Source organism: Staphylococcus sp. LKG4-2, assembly GCF_050955665.1.
GTDB lineage: Bacteria > Bacillota > Bacilli > Staphylococcales > Staphylococcaceae > Staphylococcus > Staphylococcus saprophyticus.
Genome location: NZ_CP194532.1, coordinates 2,103,688 through 2,121,330, shown reverse-complemented (window position 1 = coordinate 2,121,330; position 17,643 = coordinate 2,103,688). Strand labels below are relative to the sequence as shown.

Annotated in this window: 20 protein-coding genes; 14 read left to right on the top strand and 6 right to left on the bottom strand. The window is 33.2% G+C overall.

Annotation, left to right across the window (positions count from 1 at the left end; all coding sequences use genetic code 11):
* Window positions 1-4: 4 nt before the first annotated feature.
* The 7 genes from ACM6UH_RS10335 (at window position 5) to dltD (ending at window position 6,365) form a co-directional block, all read left to right on the top strand.
* A complete protein-coding gene (locus tag ACM6UH_RS10335) occupies window positions 5-784 on the top strand; it encodes a TIGR01457 family HAD-type hydrolase (RefSeq protein ID WP_069793630.1) in 780 nt (259 codons plus the stop codon).
* A 10-nt stretch (window positions 785-794) separates the two neighbouring features.
* A complete protein-coding gene (locus ACM6UH_RS10330) occupies window positions 795-1,754 on the top strand; it encodes a 2-hydroxyacid dehydrogenase (protein WP_011303530.1) in 960 nt (319 codons plus the stop codon).
* Between the two features lie 374 nt (window positions 1,755-2,128).
* The gene (locus ACM6UH_RS10325; RefSeq protein ID WP_011303529.1) at window positions 2,129-2,275 is read left to right on the top strand and encodes a teichoic acid D-Ala incorporation-associated protein DltX; all 147 of its coding nucleotides are present in this window, start codon (window positions 2,129-2,131) and stop codon (window positions 2,273-2,275) included.
* 14 nt (window positions 2,276-2,289) lie between these two features.
* Window positions 2,290-3,753 (top strand): D-alanine--poly(phosphoribitol) ligase subunit DltA, encoded by a 1,464-nt coding sequence (dltA, locus tag ACM6UH_RS10320; protein WP_011303528.1) that lies wholly within the window; start codon window positions 2,290-2,292, stop codon window positions 3,751-3,753.
* Window positions 3,750-4,964, top strand: a complete 1,215-nt coding sequence (gene dltB / locus ACM6UH_RS10315; RefSeq protein WP_011303527.1) for a D-alanyl-lipoteichoic acid biosynthesis protein DltB — start codon at window positions 3,750-3,752, stop codon at window positions 4,962-4,964. Before dltA ends, dltB begins: the two co-directional genes overlap by 4 nt.
* Window positions 4,965-4,983: 19 nt before the next feature.
* The gene (gene dltC, locus ACM6UH_RS10310; RefSeq protein WP_002483818.1) at window positions 4,984-5,220 is read left to right on the top strand and encodes a D-alanine--poly(phosphoribitol) ligase subunit 2; all 237 of its coding nucleotides are present in this window, start codon (window positions 4,984-4,986) and stop codon (window positions 5,218-5,220) included.
* Complete coding sequence (gene dltD, locus ACM6UH_RS10305) at window positions 5,217-6,365, top strand: D-alanyl-lipoteichoic acid biosynthesis protein DltD (RefSeq protein ID WP_011303526.1); 1,149 nt, start codon at window positions 5,217-5,219, stop codon at window positions 6,363-6,365. Before dltC ends, dltD begins: the two co-directional genes overlap by 4 nt.
* Window positions 6,366-6,614: 249 nt before the next feature.
* Here dltD and ACM6UH_RS10300 read toward each other — a convergent pair whose 3' ends face one another.
* Window positions 6,615-6,857: a NifU family protein gene (locus ACM6UH_RS10300; RefSeq protein WP_002483816.1), complete on the bottom strand. Its 243-nt coding sequence runs from the start codon at window positions 6,855-6,857 to the stop codon at window positions 6,615-6,617.
* Between the two features lie 107 nt (window positions 6,858-6,964).
* Here ACM6UH_RS10300 and ACM6UH_RS10295 point away from each other — a divergent pair, with 107 nt between their 5' ends.
* On the top strand, window positions 6,965-7,276 hold the full coding sequence (locus ACM6UH_RS10295; protein ID WP_002483815.1) for a YuzD family protein: 312 nt from the start codon (window positions 6,965-6,967) through the stop codon (window positions 7,274-7,276).
* Between the two features lie 143 nt (window positions 7,277-7,419).
* On the opposite strand, the gene ACM6UH_RS10290 is transcribed toward ACM6UH_RS10295, so the two are convergent.
* Window positions 7,420-8,484, bottom strand: coding sequence for an NAD(P)/FAD-dependent oxidoreductase (locus tag ACM6UH_RS10290; RefSeq protein ID WP_011303525.1), 1,065 nt, complete (start codon window positions 8,482-8,484; stop codon window positions 7,420-7,422).
* Between the two features lie 420 nt (window positions 8,485-8,904).
* Here ACM6UH_RS10290 and ACM6UH_RS10285 point away from each other — a divergent pair, with 420 nt between their 5' ends.
* From ACM6UH_RS10285 to ACM6UH_RS10260, 6 genes are all read left to right on the top strand, one after another.
* The gene (locus ACM6UH_RS10285; protein WP_002483813.1) at window positions 8,905-9,141 is read left to right on the top strand and encodes a YuzB family protein; all 237 of its coding nucleotides are present in this window, start codon (window positions 8,905-8,907) and stop codon (window positions 9,139-9,141) included.
* A 12-nt stretch (window positions 9,142-9,153) separates the two neighbouring features.
* The gene (locus ACM6UH_RS10280) at window positions 9,154-9,513 is read left to right on the top strand and encodes a HesB/IscA family protein (protein ID WP_011303524.1); all 360 of its coding nucleotides are present in this window, start codon (window positions 9,154-9,156) and stop codon (window positions 9,511-9,513) included.
* Between the two features lie 234 nt (window positions 9,514-9,747).
* Window positions 9,748-10,956 (top strand): NAD(P)/FAD-dependent oxidoreductase, encoded by a 1,209-nt coding sequence (locus ACM6UH_RS10275; RefSeq protein ID WP_011303523.1) that lies wholly within the window; start codon window positions 9,748-9,750, stop codon window positions 10,954-10,956.
* Between the two features lie 241 nt (window positions 10,957-11,197).
* A complete protein-coding gene (locus tag ACM6UH_RS10270; RefSeq protein WP_011303522.1) occupies window positions 11,198-12,679 on the top strand; it encodes a M17 family metallopeptidase in 1,482 nt (493 codons plus the stop codon).
* A 250-nt stretch (window positions 12,680-12,929) separates the two neighbouring features.
* Window positions 12,930-14,246 (top strand): Na+/H+ antiporter family protein, encoded by a 1,317-nt coding sequence (locus ACM6UH_RS10265; RefSeq protein ID WP_011303521.1) that lies wholly within the window; start codon window positions 12,930-12,932, stop codon window positions 14,244-14,246.
* Window positions 14,247-14,276: 30 nt separating this feature from the next.
* Window positions 14,277-14,654: a PaaI family thioesterase gene (locus ACM6UH_RS10260; RefSeq protein WP_069793629.1), complete on the top strand. Its 378-nt coding sequence runs from the start codon at window positions 14,277-14,279 to the stop codon at window positions 14,652-14,654.
* 168 nt (window positions 14,655-14,822) lie between these two features.
* On the opposite strand, the gene ACM6UH_RS10255 is transcribed toward ACM6UH_RS10260, so the two are convergent.
* From ACM6UH_RS10255 to ACM6UH_RS10240, 4 genes are all read right to left on the bottom strand, one after another.
* A complete protein-coding gene (locus ACM6UH_RS10255) occupies window positions 14,823-15,980 on the bottom strand; it encodes an NAD(P)-binding domain-containing protein (protein WP_011303520.1) in 1,158 nt (385 codons plus the stop codon).
* 556 nt (window positions 15,981-16,536) lie between these two features.
* On the bottom strand, window positions 16,537-16,893 hold the full coding sequence (locus ACM6UH_RS10250; protein ID WP_011303519.1) for a Na+/H+ antiporter subunit G1: 357 nt from the start codon (window positions 16,891-16,893) through the stop codon (window positions 16,537-16,539).
* Entirely contained in the window at window positions 16,871-17,164 is a 294-nt protein-coding gene (locus ACM6UH_RS10245) for a Na(+)/H(+) antiporter subunit F1 (RefSeq protein WP_002483805.1), read from the bottom strand. The genes ACM6UH_RS10250 and ACM6UH_RS10245 overlap by 23 nt, the downstream gene beginning before the upstream one ends.
* Entirely contained in the window at window positions 17,161-17,643 is a 483-nt protein-coding gene (locus tag ACM6UH_RS10240) for a Na+/H+ antiporter subunit E (RefSeq protein ID WP_011303517.1), read from the bottom strand. Before ACM6UH_RS10240 ends, ACM6UH_RS10245 begins: the two co-directional genes overlap by 4 nt.

Here is a 17,643-nt window from a genome sequence, read left to right as displayed (position 1 = left end):
CATAATGGAAAATTATAAAGCGTATTTAATCGATTTAGATGGAACGATGTATAAAGGGAATGAAGAAATTGATGGAGCAGCCCAATTTATTTCTTACTTAAATAATCAAAATATTCCACATTTATACGTGACAAATAATTCAACGAAAGAACCAGAAGAAGTAGCATCAAAATTAAATACAATGGGTATTGTCGCACAAGCTGATGAAGTTGTTACATCAGCTTTGGCAACCGCGGAATTTATCGCAGAAGAATCACCTGGAGCAACTGTATACATGTTAGGTGGAAGCGGGTTATCCAATGCTTTAACTGCACAAGGATTGGTACTCAAAGACGATGAATTCGTGGATTACGTAGTGGTTGGTTTAGATGAGCAAGTTACCTACGAAAAGCTTTCAACTGCAACGTTAGGTGTGCGAAATGGTGCTAAGTTTATCTCAACAAACCAAGATGTCTCTATACCAAAAGAGAGAGGATTTTTACCAGGTAATGGAGCGATTACAAGTGTCGTGTCAGTTTCGACAGGTGTCCAACCCGTATTTATTGGCAAACCAGAGCCGATTATTATGAATAAAGCCTTAGAAATTTTAGACTTAGACCGTTCAGATGTAGCGATGGTAGGAGATTTATATGATACAGATATTATGTCTGGTATTAATGTTGATATAGACACGATTCATGTACAAACTGGTGTCACAACTAAAGAAGAAATAGAGAAAAAATCAGTACCACCGACTTATACTTTTAAGGATTTAAATGAAGTGATTAAAGAACTTGAAAAATAGGAGTGTTCGTATGGATAAAATCATTGTTACTCGAAAAATTCCGCAACCTTTTATAGAACAATTAGAAGCGCTTGGACAAGTAGAAATGTGGGATGAGTCACTTATTCCGATGCCTAGAGCGCAATTTTTAGATGCCATCAAAGATGCAACGGCTTGCTTTATAACTTTGAGTGAAAAAATAGATGAAGAAGCCCTGGAAGCAGCACCTAACCTGAAAATTATTGCAAATATGGCAGTTGGTTTTGACAATATTGATATTGATCTCGTAAATAATAAAGGTATTATCGCAACGAATACACCGAGTGTCTTAACTGAAACGACTGCAGAATTAGGATTCACATTAATGTTGGCAGTAGCAAGACGAATTGTAGAAGCTGAGAAATATGTTCAAAATGGCGAGTGGCAAAGTTGGGGCCCATATTTGTTTGCGGGCAAAGACTTGAGTAATGCGAATGTGGGTATTTATGGCATGGGTGATATTGGTAAAGCTTTTGCTAGAAGATTAAAGGGCTTTAATACTAAAATCATGTATCATAATCGCTCTAGACATGAAGATGCCGAAAAAGAGTTAGGGGCATTGTATGTACCATTTGATACATTATTAGAACATAGCGATTTTATAATATGTACAGCACCACTCACAAAGGAAACTCAAAATAAATTTAATGCTACAGCATTTAAAAAAATGAAAAACGATGCGATTTTTATCAACATAGGACGCGGCGCAGTTGTCGATGAACAAGCACTAATCGCTGCTTTAGAAAATGGTGACATCGCAGCTTGTGGTTTAGATGTTCTACGTGAAGAACCGATAGATATGAAACATCCACTCTTAGCGATGGCTAATGCCGTGATTGTACCTCATATTGGTAGTGCGTCTGTAATAACAAGAAATCGTATGATTCAACTATGCGTTGATAATATTCGATTAGTATTAAACAATTTACATCCTAAAACACCAATAAAATAATAAAAAGTATCTTGTATTTAGGGATTGGGACTTTCAATACATACGTCCCAATTAAAAAGAGTCTGCGAACATCTATGGATGTTTGCGGGCTCTTTTTTTGATAGCAAAAAACTGATGTATAAAGATAACTGATTTTTAAACCGTTTAGTTTCACTGATTATAAGTGTATTAAATATAATTGTATTTTGAGCATTTTAATATTTTAAACCATCTAACATTTTTGTTATATATAAAATACTTTATTCGATTGTCACACCATCATAAAAAATGTATAATAAGTTAGTAAAATGTTAAAATATTGTAAATAGCCTTACAACCAAAAATATTGTTATGTAATAAAAAAATAATAGTATAAATAATAAAAGAGGTGGATGATGAGTAAAGAAATGAATAAAAAACCTACCTATCAAAAAATGAAGCCATGGTTATTAACATTATTATATCTTGCTATTTTTATAGCCTTATACTTAATTTACGGTTCTGGAGATACGCATAATAACTTTATTTATAATGAATTTTAATCGAGGAGAAAATTATGAAAGATATTGTATATTCATTAATTGAAAATGAAAAGAATTACCCCGACCAAATTGCAATAAGACATAATGATGAAACAATCAATTATCGAGAACTTAATCAATATACGAATGGACTAGCAGAATTAATAAAAGACAGTCAAAGTCCATTGATCGTATATGGACATATGTCGCCTTATATGATTGTAGGGATGCTTGCAAGTTTAAAAGCAGGTTGTGGTTATGTACCCATAGATGTTTCAATGCCTGAAGATCGAATTAGTTCTATTATTGAAAAAGTAGAACCTGACTATATTTTAAATACGACAGAAAGTTTATTAGACATAAAACATAATCATATTTTTGATTTGAATATATTTAATGACATGGATACATCTATTAAATTTAATGCGCTGATTGAAGATAAAAATATTGCTTATACGATTTTTACTTCTGGTTCAACAGGTGAACCTAAAGGTGTACAAATTCGTTATGATAGTTTAAATCAGTTTACGCAGTGGATGGTCGACCTCAATCAATTAGGTGAAAACCAACAGTGGTTAAATCAAGCGCCTTTTTCATTTGATTTATCAGTAATGGCGATTTATCCATGTTTAGCTACGGCAGGCACGTTAAATTTAGTAGACAAAGCAATGATTAATAAGCCTAAACTATTAAACCAAATGTTAGAAGCAACACGCATTAATGTATGGGTCTCAACGCCTTCATTTATGGAAATGTGTTTAATGTTACCAAATCTTTCAGAAAATCAATATGATAGTTTGAAAGAATTTTTCTTCTGTGGTGAAATTTTGCCACATAGAACGGCAAAAACGTTATTACAGCGATTCCCATCTGCGTATATTTACAATACATACGGGCCTACTGAAGCAACGGTTGCAGTTACAAGCATACGGATTACTGAAGATATCATAAATCAATATAATCCATTACCTGTTGGCGTACCGAGACCAGGCACAATATTGTCTTTAGCTGAGAATGACGAGTTAGTGATAACTGGTCAATGTGTGAGTGCTGGATACGTTAAAGATGAAATGCGCACTAAGGCGGTATTTAAAACATCCAATGGACAGCCAAGTTATTACACAGGTGACAAAGCAACGAAGAAGCATGAGCAATGGTTTATCAATGGTCGCATAGATTTTCAAGTTAAATTTAATGGTTACCGTATGGAATTAGAAGAGATTGAATTTCAATTACGACAGGTTAATGTAATAAAAGAAGCGGTTGTTGTTCCAATTTATAAAAATAGTAAAGTTGTGCAATTGCAAGGTGTAGTCATTTTAAATGAGGAAGTAGATATCGATGCTGAACAAGCTATGATACATAACATTAAACAAGCGCTTAAAAAATCAATTCCAGATTATATGATTCCTAAAAAAATAATATTTAAAGATAAATTTCCATTAACGGCAAATGGAAAATTAGATAGAAAACAAATCGCTGAGGATATACAAGCATGATTCCATATGGCACATTTACATTTTTTCTCATAGCGTTCATTGTACTATTACCTGTCATTATCATGGGGTTAGTTGGCAAGAGAAGTCGAATTTATAATGGTATCAGTACCATGGTGATGATTGTTCTCATTTTTTCTTCAGAAAAACACAATCTTTTTGGACTATCATTTTTAAGTGTACAGTTAATTAATTTTATCTTATACATTCTCTGGCAAGTAGCCATTATCATGTTTTACTGGAAATCACGTGCAAAAAATAATACATTCAGTAAATTTTTTGTCGTTATTGTTTTATCGATATTGCCGTTAGTGGTTGTCAAAGTCATGCAAAGCTCGTGGTTTGGTGCAGCACAATTGAAATTACATGAAAATAAAGTTATTGAATTTATTGGCTTTTTAGGTATTTCATACGTCACGTTCAAAAGTGTACAACTATTAATGGAAATACGAGATGGTTCGATTAAAGAAGTTAAAGTATCGAAAGTATTTCAATTTATATCGTTCTTTCCAACCATTTCATCAGGTCCGATAGATCGTTATAAACGATTTGTTAAAGATGAAGCAAAGATTCCATCCAGTGACCAATATCAAGAATTATTACATAAGGCAATTCATTATATTATGCTTGGATTTTTATATAAATATATCATTGCCTATTTAATTCAAGTTTATGCTATAAACCCACTGTTGTTGGATTTTAATAGTTTTACTGCTAAATGGCTTTATATGTATGCGTATAGTCTGTACTTATTTTTTGACTTTGCTGGTTATTCTTTATTTGCTATGGCCTTTAGTTATTTATATGGAATACAAACACCGCAAAACTTTAAACAACCCTTTAAAGCAAAGAATATTAAAGATTTTTGGAATAGATGGCATATGTCATTGTCATTCTGGTTTAGAGATTGTATTTATATGAGATCGTTATTCTTTATGTCGAAAAAGAGATTGTTAAAAAGTCAGTTCACGATGTCTAATATTGCCTTTTCATTAAACTTTTTAATAATGGGAATTTGGCATGGCATTGAAGTTTATTATATTTTGTATGGCTTATATCATGCAGTTTTATTTATTGGTTATGGTTATTATGAAAAATGGCGTAAAAAACATCCGCCAAAATGGTCAAATCAATTTACGGCACTATTAAGTATCATCGTTACATTCCATTTTGTAACATTTGGCTTTTTCATCTTTTCTGGGAAATTGTTTTAAAATTTAGGAGGAAAATATTATGGAATTTAGAGATCAAGTATTAGATTTATTAACTGAAGTAGCTGAGACTAATGTGATTAAGGAAAATCCTGATGTGGAATTATTCGAGGAAGGTATTATTGATTCATTCCAAACGGTAGGGTTATTACTAGAAATTCAAAATAAATTAGATATTGAAGTTTCAATTATGGATTTTGACAGAGATGAGTGGGCGACACCTAATAAGATTGTAGCGGTATTAGAAGAATTACGATGAAACTAAAACCATTTATACCAATCATTGTAAGTCTTGTGCTATTTGGCATCTTTGTAATGTTGCCAGCGAGTTGGTTTACTGGTTTAATCAATTCCAAAACATTAGCTACGCAACGTGTTGCTCTGACTGATCAAGTATTAAAAGGTACTTTAATACAAGATAAAATGTATCAATCCAATGCATATTATCCTATTTATGGGTCCAGTGAATTAGAAAAAGATGATCCATTTAACCCGGCGTTTTTACTAAATGGTAGAAAAGATGTTCCGAAGCAACCGTTTTTAATTGGGACAGGTGGATCAACCGACTTAGTCAATGCCGTGGAACTTGGTTCGCAATATGAAAACTTAAGAGGCAAAAAGATGGCCTTTATTGTGTCACCACAGTGGTTTACAAAACATGGATTAACACATGATAATTTCAAAGCACGAATTTCAAAGGGACAATTAAATCGATTATTTAATCAAAATCAATTAAGCCCTAAGTTGAAACAACGTTATGCGAAACGTTTATTACAGTTCAAAGATGTTGAAAACAGACCTTATTTAGAAAAAGTAGCAGCAGGCCATATGCCAAAAGAAACTCAATATCTTTCAAAATTTCAAGATAATCAATTGAAAAAAATTGAAGCAATTAAATCAATATATCCATTAAGAACGTCTCCTTTATCACATATCGATCCTGTTACACATAAAAATAGTTCGTGGCATAACATTGAGTCAGCAGCGGAATCATACGGTGAAGCGCGTACCAAGTCAAATCAATTTGGTATTCGAGATGAATATTGGGGTTTAATCAAACAGCATAAACGTAAAATTAACCGAAATTACGAATTCAGACAAAATTCTCCTGAATTTAATGATTTAAAATTACTTGTAGATACGTTACGTGAAGGTGGCGCAGATGTTGAATATGTGATTTTACCTTCTAATGGTAAATGGTATGATCACATCGGAATCAAACAAGAGAGACGTCAAAAAATATATGACAAGATTGACAATACGATTATTGATCATGGCGGACATACCTATAATATGACCGATAAAGATTATGAACCATATGTGGTAAGTGATGCGGTGCATATTGGCTGGAAAGGCTGGGTTGATATCGCAGAACGTATTGAGCAACACATGCATAAAAAATAACGTATAAAATTAAACAATCCTTTCAAATTTCACAGTTTATGTGAATTTTTGAAAGGATTATTTAATGGGTTTAAAACGTAAAATAAGCTAAATAACGTCATATTATAAGTGTATAAAACATTTAGTTTAAAATGGATGGTGAAATATTAAAATTAAAAAACCTAGTACACAGTTTTCGTGTTCTAGGTTAAAAAGTGTTCGAAAGCCATTCAATTTTTGATGTTATTATATATATAGTAAGTCTATCAATTAGAATACTTGTTCTACTTCGATTACTCCTGGTACTTCTTCATGCAAAGCACGTTCGATACCTGCTTTTAATGTGATAGTTGAACTTGGGCATGTACCACATGCGCCATGTAATTGTAATTTAACAATACCATCCTCTACATCTACAAGTGAACAGTCACCGCCATCGCGTAATAGGAAGGGACGTAGTTTTTCGATAACTTCTGCTACTTGATCAAACATCGTTACGTTTTCAGTTGGCATAAAAATGCCTCCTTTCAAGTAAATTATTTCATTTTCTACTTATCTTTTTATTATAATAGAAAAATAGGGAAAAATCTATAAATCAAAACAAAAGGGGAGAAAGATATATGGATAAAGTGAGCGTCGTTGTTTATGGAGCAGATGTTGTATGTGCGAGTTGTGTCAATGCACCTACTTCTCGTAACACATTTGATTGGTTACAGCCTTTATTAAAACGTAAATATCCGGACAAACAATTTGAATTTACGTATATCGATATAGAAAAAGATGTAGAAAATCTAACAGATCATGATCAACAATATATTGAACGCATACAAGAGGATGAATTATTTTATCCCTTAGTTACGATGAATGACGAATATGTTTCAGATGGTTATGTTCAGTTAAAAGATATTACTAAATTTATGGAATTACAGTAAAAAAGAAGGCGACTAGGTCATTTGATGATGTGTCCTAGACGCCTCTAAAATTAGCTGTAAATATATTGATCTCAGTGATCATTAGCATATTTGATAAAAAACTAAGCCAAGATAAAAGGCTTAGTTTGGAGCTTCAAAACGATTTAACCGTTATGGTATTTATACATCCATAGGACGCCTGATTTTAAGATAGAAGCTAGACGACCAGTAACGGTGCGGTCCATAATGTATGCGAATCCTTTTTTATCACCAAGTGATCCAAGGAAACCTTGAATTTTAATTTCTGGCATTTTTTCAGGAAGTGGTTTGTTTTGCCATTGTAATTTCATCACATCAGCAATTTGATCACCTTGAGCTTCCGCCAATTGCGCGCTTGGTGCATGAGGTAAATCTGCACAATCGCCGACCACGTAAATATTTTTGTAAGTAGGCACCTGATGATATTGATTTAAAATGACGCGCCCGCCTTTACTGATATCAATAGGTAGGTTTCTAACTAATTCTACTGGTTGGATACCTGCAGTCCACACGATTAAATCAAGTTCTTCTGGTACGTCATTATTGTAAATACAACCGGGTTCAACACGGTTGATATCAGAGTTTGGTACAACTGTGACATCATGTTTTTTGAACCATTTCTCTATATATTTACTTAATTTTTCAGGGAAACGACGTAAAATACGTTCTCCTCTATCATACAGGAAAATTTGTAAATCACTGCGACTTTCACGTAATTCACTAGCTAATTCGATACCGCTTAAACCTGCACCTACAATACCTACTTTAGCACCATTTGGAAGTTCACTAATATGATGGAATGTTTCACGCGATTTAGAAAGTGTTTGAATACTATGTGTGTATTCTTCTGCACCTGGCACATTATGATATTTATCTTCACAACCAAGTCCGATAACAAGTTCATCATAATCAACCTTGGTCTGCCCTACAGATACGATTTGGTCATCCAAATTAATATCAGTAATTTCGCCATAAACGTTATTGATTCTATCTGAATCAGGAAAACTCATGCGGATATCTTTGTCAGATTTTGTTCCCGCAGCTAATTCATAAAATTCTGGTTTTAAACCATGGTATGGCATGCGATCAATTAATGTAATTGAATAATTTTCTGGAAGTGCTGATGGTAAAATATGAGACATGATGCGCATATTACCATAGCCACCACCTAGTAATACTAAGTTTTTCATTTGTGATACCCCTCTAATAAAAATTGTATTGATCAGAAAAGATATGATAAATTTTTAAATCATTGTAGAACATGTCCATTGCACTTCAATGTAAATAAAATGTGATTAAATCATATTTTATTCTGCATCGATATACCAATTTTCTATAATCAGCTTACTTAGATATATTATATGCTTTTTTGTTTACTACTACAAATAAAGTAGACGCATTCTAATTTGTCATTACAAAATTTTTAGATAAGTAAATATTAACTTTGAAAATCAAATAATCAAATGTGATTGAGACTGGGCATACATTGATAAAGGTCAACTCAATGATCAATTGAAGCGTTAATCAAAATTTCTATAAGCTAGTATGTAGATATAGCCCCAGTGTTTTTGTTATAATTGTCTAACTGATAATTAATGAGAGGGTGTAATATGAATCCAATAGTTGAGTTCTGCATTTCGAATTTAGCGAAGGGCGGAGATTATGTATACAATCAGCTTGAAAATGATCCAGGCATAGATGTTTTAGAATATGGGTGTTTACAAAATTGTGGTATATGTTCTAGCGGCTTGTATGCATTAGTGAATGGTGATATCGTTGAAGGTGAATCTCCAGATGATTTATTACAAAAAATATACGCACATATAGAAGAAACATGGATTTTTTAGGAGGTAATTGTTATGACAGTGATTAATATGACAGAGTCAGCAGCTTATGAAGTTAAAGACATGTTACAACAGAACGATATGCCTGATGGCTATTTAAAAGTGAAAGTAAATGGTGGTGGCTGTACAGGCCTAACTTATGGCATGTCTGCTGAAGAAGAACCTGGCGAGAACGATGAAATATTCGAATTTTATGGTTTGAAAGTATTAGTTGATAAGTACGATAAACCAGTATTAGATGGTACGACAATCGATTTTAAACAATCTTTAATGGGAGGCGGCTTCCAAATAGATAACCCGAATGCCATTGCAGCATGTGGTTGCGGTAGTTCGTTTAGAACTGCTAAAGTGGCTGGGACGCCTGAAGATTGCTAATTAAATAAATTGATAAAAAGGCTATGGTTCACTTAAACAATAAGCGTAAACTATAGTCTTTTGTACGTTTATGTGAAATAATAAACAATATGGTCGTTTGCGCTTGAAAATCAACGATAAAAACTATAAAATTGGTATTGGATGAAAATTGTCTTTTTTGTGAATTACTTTTTAAAGATTGGGTAAATAAAAGACGATTGCAACAAAAAAATTATGAAAGCTTAGGTGAATGAAATGGCTCAAGATCGTAAAAAAGTATTAGTTCTAGGCGCTGGTTACGCTGGTTTACAAACTATTACAAAATTACAAAAGCAAATTTCAGCAGATGAGGCTGAGGTTACATTAATTAATAAAAATGACTACCACTATGAAGCAACTTGGTTACATGAAGCTTCAGCAGGTACAATTAGCTATGAAGATTTACTATATCCAGTTGAAAGTGTTGTTAACAAAGATAAAGTTAACTTTGTAAAAGCAGAAGTAACTAAAATTGATCGCAATGCTAAAAAAGTTGAAACTGACGCTGGAATCTTTGATTTTGATATTTTAGTAGTTTCATTAGGTTTCGAAAGTGAAACATTTGGTATCAAAGGTATGAAAGATTATGCTTTCCAAATTGAAAATGTATTAACTGCACGTAAATTATCTCGTCACATTGAAGACAAGTTTGCTAATTATGCATCTTCAAAACAAAAAGATGATAAAGATTTAGCTATTATTGTTGGTGGTGCTGGATTTACTGGTGTGGAATTCTTAGGTGAATTAACAGACCGTATTCCTGAATTATGTAACAAATATGGTGTAGAACAAAGCAAAGTGAAAATCACTTGTGTTGAAGCAGCACCAAAAATGTTACCAATGTTCTCTGATGAATTAGTTAATCATGCGGTAAATTACTTAGAAAACAAAGGTGTAGAATTTAAAATTGGTACACCAATCGTTGCTGCTAACGAAAAAGGTTTCGTAGTAAAAGTAAATGATGAAGAACAACAATTAGAAGCTAATACAGTAGTATGGGCTGCTGGTGTGCGTGGTAGCAAATTAATGGAAGAGTCATTTGAAGGCGTTAAACGTGGACGTATTGTTACTAAACAAGATTTAACAATTGAAGGATACGATGATATCTTTGTTATTGGTGATTGTTCTGCGTTTATTCCTGCAGGAGAAGAACGTCCATTACCAACTACAGCACAAATTGCTACGCAACAAGGTGAACACACAGCTAAAAATGTTAAAAACATTTTAGAAGGTCAACCTACAAACGAATTTGAATACGTTGATCGCGGTACTGTATGTTCATTAGGCGCTCATGATGGCGTTGGTGTTGTTTATGGTAGAGATATTCAAGGTAAAAAAGCTGCCTTCATGAAGAAAGTAATCGATACACGTGCGGTATTCAAACTTGGCGGTATTGGTTTAGCGTTTAAAAAAGGTAAATTTTAATAAATAAATCCATTGAGATACATTTTTGAATGTGTCGTATGAGATGCAATGAGGCCGGGACATATCATTATGTTCCGGCCTCATTAAGCATATAGATATTTTTATTTGAATTACATAAGCAGTATCAAGAAATTACTTTAGACAAATATAATTTCTGTTTTTAATCTACAGAAAATAGAAATTTTGAAAATTACATAAACAATATAAGATATTAATTAAGCAGAAAAGAGGAGAAGCTATTATGAAATTTAATATTAGTAATCATCAAGAAAGTGACACGGATACATTAGTAATCGGAGTACCTGAGCATTTAAATCAACTAGAAACAGTAGTCGTTGGAAATGAAAACTTAAATGACAAGCTTAAAACATTAAAGCAACATCAAATTATAAGTACAAATATTGCTGCTATTTCTACAACAATGATCAATTTAAATGATAAATTTGTAAAATTAATTACGGTTGGCTTAGGTAATGTAAAATCAACCCATCACAGTGATTATTTAAAAGTATTTGGTCATTTATTTCAATATTTAAAGAAAAACAGAATTAGTCATGTTTCATTATTGTTTGATACATTTCAAGCGCATGAGTTACCAAGAGAAACAATTGCTGAAATATTAGGTCAACAAAGTATGCAGTCAATTTATGAATTTGATAATTATAAAACCGATAAATCTGCACCATATCAAATCGATTTAGATATCAGTACTTCCAAAGAAGGGGGTATAGAGGCTGCAATTGAACATGGACAAGCTATTGCATCAGCCATCAATATTGCTAGAGATTATAGTAATATACCCCCTAATATATTGACACCAAGCTTTTATGCTGAAATGATACAGAAACATTTCAATCATACTGAGGTTAGCGTTGATATAAAAGATAGTAAAACACTTCAAGAAGAAGGATTTGGCTTAATACATGCTGTTGGAAAAGGCTCTAAGCATGGTCCTAGAGTCATTACTTTGTCATATAACGGTGGCAACGTAAATGATGCTCCGATTGCATTGGTTGGAAAAGGTATTACATATGATTCTGGCGGTTATTCTATTAAATCTAAATTAGGTATGCAAACTATGAAATATGACATGTGTGGCTCTGCAAATGTCGTAGCCATGATTGACGCAGCACGTAAACTTGAACTAAAGATTAATATTGTTGGTGTTATTGCTGCTGCTGAAAATATGGTTAGTGAAATCGCGATGAAACCGGATGATGTATATACTGCATTGAGTGGTGAATCGGTTGAAGTATTAAATACGGATGCTGAAGGTCGTTTAGTATTAGGAGATGCAGTATTTTATGCGAATCAATTCCAACCTAAATTGATTCTTGATTTTGCAACATTAACTGGTGCTGCAGTAGCGGCATTAGGCGATGATAAAGCGGCTGTGTTTAATCATAATGCAGACGAAACTTTACAACATATACTAAACTGCGCACGTCAAATGGATGAATTTGTTTTTGAATTACCAATGACTTCAACAGAGCAAAAATTAATTAGAAATAGTGATGTTGCAGACCTCGTTAACCATACGAATGGTCAAGGAAAGGCATTATTTGCGGCAACATTTATTAATCATTTTGCGGGAGAAACGCCACATATGCACTTTGATATAGCTGGTCCAGCAACGATAAATAAACATACACATAAAGGTCCTAAAGGGCCGACAGGTTATCTTGTTCCTACTATTGTAGAATGGATGCGTCATCTGAAATAGTAAGATTTGTAATATTTTAATACTATAAAAAATGGTCAACATGATGTAATTAACGTTAATGGTTGTCCATTTTTTTGTTATTAATGTCTATAAAAGACAATGACTTAAAGATAGATTTATAAACCAAGTTTACATAGTCTTTTAAATAATAATATTAAAGTTAATAATGTGTTTGACAAGTACTATCGTTATTGATATTATAAATCACATGATACTTTAGTTCGATAACGTGATAAAGGAGTTATGCTTTGTGATAAATGCAGTTGTTATAGCCGTTGTATTGATGATTGTCTTATGTTTATGTAGATTAAATGTAGTTATTAGTTTATTTGTCAGTGCACTTGTAGGTGGATTAATAGCGGGTATGAGTGTTTCTGAAATTGTATCCGTATTTGGTAAAAATATAGTAGATGGTGCAGAGGTGGCACTTAGTTATGCATTGCTTGGTGGGTTTGCAGCATTGATTTCTTATAGTGGTATTACTGACTTCTTAGTGAATAAAATTATAGACGGAATTCATGCAGAAAACAGTAAGATATCACGAGTTAAAGTGAAAATCATTATTATCATTGCTTTACTTGTCATGAGCATAATGAGTCAGAATTTAATTCCCGTACATATTGCATTTATTCCAATTGTCATACCTCCATTAATTAGTTTATTTAATGAACTTAATGTGGACAGAAGACAAATCGCTATTATCATTGGTTTTGGTTTGTGTTGGCCTTATGTATTATTACCTTTTGGTTTTGGTCAAATTTTTCACCAAATCATACAAAATGGCTTTACCAAAGCACATCACCCAATTGAGATGGGTATGATTTGGAAGGCTATGATTATCCCATCGTTAGGTTATATTGTTGGGTTGATATTAGGTATTTATTATTATAGAAAACCAAGAAAATATATCCAACATGAAGAAATTAAAAATAATGATTCAATTGTCATCAAACCTTACGTACTTATAGTAACTGTGATTTCAATCTTAGCTACTTTTTTAGTACAACTCGTTACGGATTCAATGATATTTGGCGCGCTCGCAGGTGTGCTTGTATTCTTTGTTTCAAGAGCGTATAAATGGACGGAATTGGATAAACAGTTTGTTGATGGAATCAAAATTATGTCATTTATCGGCGTAGTCATATTATCTGCAAATGGTTTTGCAGGTGTAATGAATGAAACAGGGGATATCAGCAAATTAGTGGATAGTCTAAGTGGTGTTGTAGGAGCCAATAAATTATTGAGCATTATTGTTATGTATATTAGTGGATTAGTGGTCACATTAGGTATAGGTTCTTCATTTGCCACAATACCGATCATTGCCACATTGTTTGTGCCACTAGGAGAGTCATTAGGTTTAAGTACGATGGCGCTTATTGCATTAATAGGTACTGCGAGTGCCTTAGGTGATTCAGGGTCACCAGCGAGTGATTCAACACTTGGACCGACAGCAGGTTTAGATATTGATGGACAGCATGATCATATTAGAGATACATGTATACCTAATTTTGTGTTCTATAATATACCATTGATTATTTTTGGAACAATTGCAGCTATGATATTATAGTATTAATTCTATGCAAATGAGGTGTACGTTATGGAAAATATGCTAGATGCTTTAGATATTAAAGTAGAAAAGCAAGAACGTGGATTAATGGTGATGTCAATGCCGGTAACAGATAAGGTGAAACAACCTTTTGGCTATTTACACGGTGGTGCGAGTCTTGCGCTCGGAGAATCTGCTTGTTCTATGGGAGCTGATTATTTAATCGATACTGAAAAGTATGTTCCCCTTGGATTGGAAATGAATGGTAACCATATTGGTTCAACAACCGAGGGAACCATATATGCGACAGCAACAATTATTCATGAAGGAAAAACAACACAAGTTTGGAATATAGATATTAAAGATGACACAGATAGGTTGATTTGTGTGATGCGTGGAACGATTGCGATTAAACCGCTTAAACGCTAAAAGATATTTTACAATAAAAATTGAAAAACAAACACAAATCATTTTATTTTCTAATCAAATCATAGCAATAATAATGAAAGCGTCCGAGACAAAATACATGTCTTGGACGCTTTTTTATATTTCAGGATTCAAGTAAATCAATATATTTAGATGACATAGTTTTATGTTTTAAATAAATGTGGCGTCGTTTGAAGTTGTCTTTTCATAGACTTCTGAAATACGTAAAGCAGCTTCTCGTCCGCCCATAATATTTCTAGCAAATGGACCTAATTCCAAATCAGCTAAGCCGCCACTGACAAAAAGATTTGGCAGCCATTCTAAATTAGCATTAATGGATGGCAAACCACAGTGAGTAATGGGGGCTTGGTAACTATCGACAAGTTGTTTGATCACTGGCTGTTGCATGATACTTTCTTTAAAACCCGTAGCAAGTAGTAAATGGTCATAATACATACAATATTGTTTCGTATGTATAGCATGGTTGGCTATATCTGTGATTTCATTTTTATGAATGATTAAGCGACCTTGTGCAATATATTTTTTTAATCTTAGTTCCAGTTCTTTTGGCATAGAGCCTTTGTGTCTTTCTTGTTTAATCAAATTAAAGCGCGCCTTTGAAGATGTCATTTGGCTAAAGTATTTCATATTTTTGGGGCCTAACCAGCCTGGATCAGCATCAAAGTCATGTATGGTAATGTCTTTTTTCATCCATAAATGTATTGGTTCAGTGTTATTCTTTTTTAATAATTTTAATGTAAGGTGTGCAGCAGAAATGCCACTACCTATAATGTGAGATGCATGATGGGTCAAACAATGCTCGTTTTGAAATATATGCGTAACATCTGGTTGATTATGGAATAATACAGGTATAAAGGGGTCATGATTGCAACCAAATGCGATAACTAAATGTGTTGATTTGATCCATTGATTATGACACAGTATGTGCCATTGCGATTGTACGCGTTTAATTTGAGAAACAGTACCCTGAACGTGACAATCATTTAAATTGTAGCTATGTATTAAATCGTGTGTATGTTCCATAAAGATGTCACGATTCGGTCTCTTATATGGACCATATGAAGCATGGGTGTATTGTTTTTTCTTACCATACTGTTTTAAGTGAAAAGGGTCGGGATGTACATGATGTACACATGGTGAGCGTAAATAAGGCATATCAATGCTTTTTGTGAAATGATCAAATTGCTCACACAAATTGGTATGTGGGTCTATAATTGTTAACTTTGTGCAATCTAGACCAAGCGATCTTAATTTGATTGCAATTGTCACGGCGTGGATGCCACCGCCGATAATTGTCCATGATGACAAATAAAAACACTCCTTTTTAAATCGTAATAATTACGATTTAATATATCATGGACTGCTAACGATGACAATAGTATGTTATAAACATTTTTGAACATTTACATGCATCTTATTACGACTAGACAAAGTGTCGATGCATAGATGCGTAATTTGAGCACGAGCATTTTAGTTCGATACATAACTTTGATAACCATGCGATGCGTGGTCAAGTGCATAAGATTTTAAAAACAAAGAGGGGAGTGGGACAGAAATCAAATTTTTTAATAGAGATTTCGTAATCCCACCTATGCAATCAAGGCAAGGATGATGAGGATAAAGGTTTACCTGAGCTAACGCTCATGCATAAGTCTCACTACCATTTTTATGTGACATACCTCATATACTTTTGCATAAGAACTACTCATTTTCATAAAATAAGTAATTCTTTAAAGCAGTGAGACTTTACATTTTCATTCAGTCATCTACTGCCTAAACGAAAAAGAGTCTGAGACAACTATTTATGTCCCAGACTCCTCAATTTTGAGAATAGGTATATTCCAAGTTCTAAAAATACCCTGTATTATAATTTTGTATTTTTTAAATCTTTTTTGATTTCATCGTGCTTCGTTCTTTTGGAAGCGGGTGTATTTAAATTATATGCAGATTTAATAATAAGGTGACTGGCTAATGGTCCGGTAATTAAAATAAACAAGATACCGACGATTAATTGCATATTAACGTACCCTTCACGTCCAATAAAGAATAAGAACACACCACTGATTAATAACATTGCGCCTAATGTTGCAGCTTTACCTGCCGCGTGCGCTCTAGCATAGACATCATCCAGACGTAAGATACCAATGGCAGCAAGAGCACTGATGAGTGAACCTATTATGACCAAGATAAGCGCTATGCTAATGACGATCGTTGTTATCATGTTCAATCACCTTACCTTTATCCATATACTTAGCAAATACTGCTGTACCAAGGAATGCAAGTATACCTATTAATAAAATAGCAACCATCATATATTTAGTACCTAAGAAAATACTAAATAAGGCGACAATGGCCATTAATTGAATACCCATCGCATCGAGTGCAACAACCCTATCAGCTAGAGAAGGGCCGATAATTACACGAACTAACATGCCTAGCATTGACAACGCAACGATAACTAATGCAATTACTAATATGATATTATAGTTCATTCATTTTCTCCTACCTCTCTGACCACTTTTTCAAGGGAAGACTTGATGCTTTCAACTTCTTCTTCTTTCGTACTGAAATCGATACTATGAATATAAATTTTTGTCCGATCATCACTAATTCCTAAAACAATTGTACCAGGCGTTAGTGTAATTAAATTGGACAGTAATACAATTTGCCAATCTTTTTTTAAATCTGTGTTGTAAGTAAAGAATGCAGGTTCATTATCAATGTTAGGTTTAACGACAATACGTATGACATCGATATTGGCTTTGATGAGTTCTATTAAAAATACAAGGAAAAGTTTTATGATTTTATATACTGTAATGAGATAAAATCTACCCGGTAATACACCACGCATGATATAAACTAAAAGTAATGCGAATAAATAGCCTAAAATGAAGTTATTAAAATTATAACTACCTGTAACAAATAACCAAAATACAGATAAAATTAAATTCACTAATATTTGAATCGCCAT

Excerpts from the sequence above, each read along its gene's own strand:
- dltB (WP_011303527.1), top strand. The coding sequence starts at position 3,750 with ATGATTCCATATGGCACATTTACATTTTTTCTCATAGCGTTCATTGTA.
- ACM6UH_RS10325 (WP_011303529.1), top strand. The coding sequence starts at position 2,129 with ATGAGTAAAGAAATGAATAAAAAACCTACCTATCAAAAAATGAAGCCA.
- ACM6UH_RS10280 (WP_011303524.1), top strand. The coding sequence starts at position 9,154 with ATGACAGTGATTAATATGACAGAGTCAGCAGCTTATGAAGTTAAAGAC.
- dltD (WP_011303526.1), top strand. The coding sequence starts at position 5,217 with ATGAAACTAAAACCATTTATACCAATCATTGTAAGTCTTGTGCTATTT.
- dltC (WP_002483818.1), top strand. The coding sequence starts at position 4,984 with ATGGAATTTAGAGATCAAGTATTAGATTTATTAACTGAAGTAGCTGAG.
- ACM6UH_RS10250 (WP_011303519.1), bottom strand. The coding sequence starts at position 16,893 with ATGATAACAACGATCGTCATTAGCATAGCGCTTATCTTGGTCATAATA.
- ACM6UH_RS10290 (WP_011303525.1), bottom strand. The coding sequence starts at position 8,484 with ATGAAAAACTTAGTATTACTAGGTGGTGGCTATGGTAATATGCGCATC.
- ACM6UH_RS10295 (WP_002483815.1), top strand. The coding sequence starts at position 6,965 with ATGGATAAAGTGAGCGTCGTTGTTTATGGAGCAGATGTTGTATGTGCG.
- ACM6UH_RS10270 (WP_011303522.1), top strand. The coding sequence starts at position 11,198 with ATGAAATTTAATATTAGTAATCATCAAGAAAGTGACACGGATACATTA.
- ACM6UH_RS10300 (WP_002483816.1), bottom strand. The coding sequence starts at position 6,857 with ATGCCAACTGAAAACGTAACGATGTTTGATCAAGTAGCAGAAGTTATC.
- ACM6UH_RS10240 (WP_011303517.1), bottom strand. The coding sequence starts at position 17,643 with ATGGCGATTCAAATATTAGTGAATTTAATTTTATCTGTATTTTGGTTA.
- ACM6UH_RS10335 (WP_069793630.1), top strand. The coding sequence starts at position 5 with ATGGAAAATTATAAAGCGTATTTAATCGATTTAGATGGAACGATGTAT.
- ACM6UH_RS10260 (WP_069793629.1), top strand. The coding sequence starts at position 14,277 with ATGGAAAATATGCTAGATGCTTTAGATATTAAAGTAGAAAAGCAAGAA.
- dltA (WP_011303528.1), top strand. The coding sequence starts at position 2,290 with ATGAAAGATATTGTATATTCATTAATTGAAAATGAAAAGAATTACCCC.
- ACM6UH_RS10285 (WP_002483813.1), top strand. The coding sequence starts at position 8,905 with ATGAATCCAATAGTTGAGTTCTGCATTTCGAATTTAGCGAAGGGCGGA.
- ACM6UH_RS10245 (WP_002483805.1), bottom strand. The coding sequence starts at position 17,164 with ATGAACTATAATATCATATTAGTAATTGCATTAGTTATCGTTGCGTTG.
- ACM6UH_RS10275 (WP_011303523.1), top strand. The coding sequence starts at position 9,748 with ATGGCTCAAGATCGTAAAAAAGTATTAGTTCTAGGCGCTGGTTACGCT.
- ACM6UH_RS10330 (WP_011303530.1), top strand. The coding sequence starts at position 795 with ATGGATAAAATCATTGTTACTCGAAAAATTCCGCAACCTTTTATAGAA.